Raw genomic sequence first — 1,146 nt, forward strand, 5'->3', positions numbered from 1 at the left:
ACACCCTCCAGGCAGCTATTGCTGCCGACCGCGAAGCTGGACACTCGCCCATCGCCGTCGTGGCCAGCGTCGGCACGATCGTCACCGGCGCGATCGATCCCCTGCGCGAAATCGCCGATATCGCCAGGAGCGAGGGACTTTGGGTACACGTCGATGGTGCATATGGAGCTCTGGCCGCACTGGCGTTGCCGGAGCAGCTCCGAGAGGTGGCGTTGGCGGATTCCTTGTCGCTTGACGCGCACAAATGGCTGTATCAGCCGCTCGATTGCGGATGTCTGCTGCATCGCCATCCGCAAATCGCGCGCACGACTTTTTCACACAGCGACGACTATGTCAGGACGCTGAGCGAAGACCCCACGGAAGCGTTCGCCTTCTTCGAGGAGTCGGTCGAGCTTTCGCGACGCTTCCGGGCGCTGAAGCTCTGGATGTCGCTGCAATATCACGGGCGCGGGGCCTTTCGAGAGGCAATGGCGCAAGACCTGCGCCATGCCCAACTGTTGGCGGAGATAGTCCGGTCGCACCCGGAATTGGAACTGCTGGAACCGGTCCCGCTCAGTGCGGTCTGCTTCCGCCACCGGGCGAAGGACAATCAGGCTATCTTGAGACGCGTTATTGCACGCGGCCGCGTGTATCTGTCAAATGCGACAATCCGCGGTCAATTCGCTTTGCGGGCGTGCTTCGTCAATCACCGGACGACTGAAGACAATGTGCGGGCAATCGTGTCCGAGGTGGTTGCGGCTGCCGACGAACTCAACAGTTGATTCATGGCCTTTCTTTTGCGGCGACCTCGATGACCTGTGTCCCCTTACGTCTCACCACGAAGTAAATCGCGTCCGCACCCGAACCGGCAGTCAGAAACGAATGTTTCCCGCCGCGAACGACTAGTGCCCAATTTCTAAGCACAGCGGCGAACATTTTAAGCGCGCGATATAACCAGCGAAGAGAAAACTAAACAATTTCAGTATGTTGCTGTTTGGCACGTTCCTTGCTTCGCTATGGTCGAGTTGGTGGCTAGGGTTCCGGCGCTTTAAAGCGTGCTGGTCCGAGAGCTGCCACCGGTAGGGGAGACATCCCGCCGGGTGCACGGCGGGACAAAAGCCCGGGAGACCTCGTTAGCCAAGGGATTGGCGGCGCGATGGTCTATGC

At 59.7% G+C, this 1,146-nt stretch carries 1 protein-coding gene and 1 riboswitch; the gene reads left to right on the plus strand.

Annotated features, from left to right (window positions below; translation table 11 throughout):
• The coding region (locus ACXJ5O_RS27735; protein ID WP_457302718.1) for a pyridoxal phosphate-dependent decarboxylase family protein at positions 1 to 761 on the plus strand (761 nt) is incomplete at its 5' end.
• A 239-nt stretch (positions 762 to 1,000) separates the two neighbouring features.
• Positions 1,001 to 1,108, plus strand: a riboswitch (guanidine-I (ykkC/yxkD leader).
• Positions 1,109 to 1,146 lie beyond the last annotated feature (38 nt).

This window comes from Phyllobacterium sp. P5_D12, from assembly GCF_054049495.1.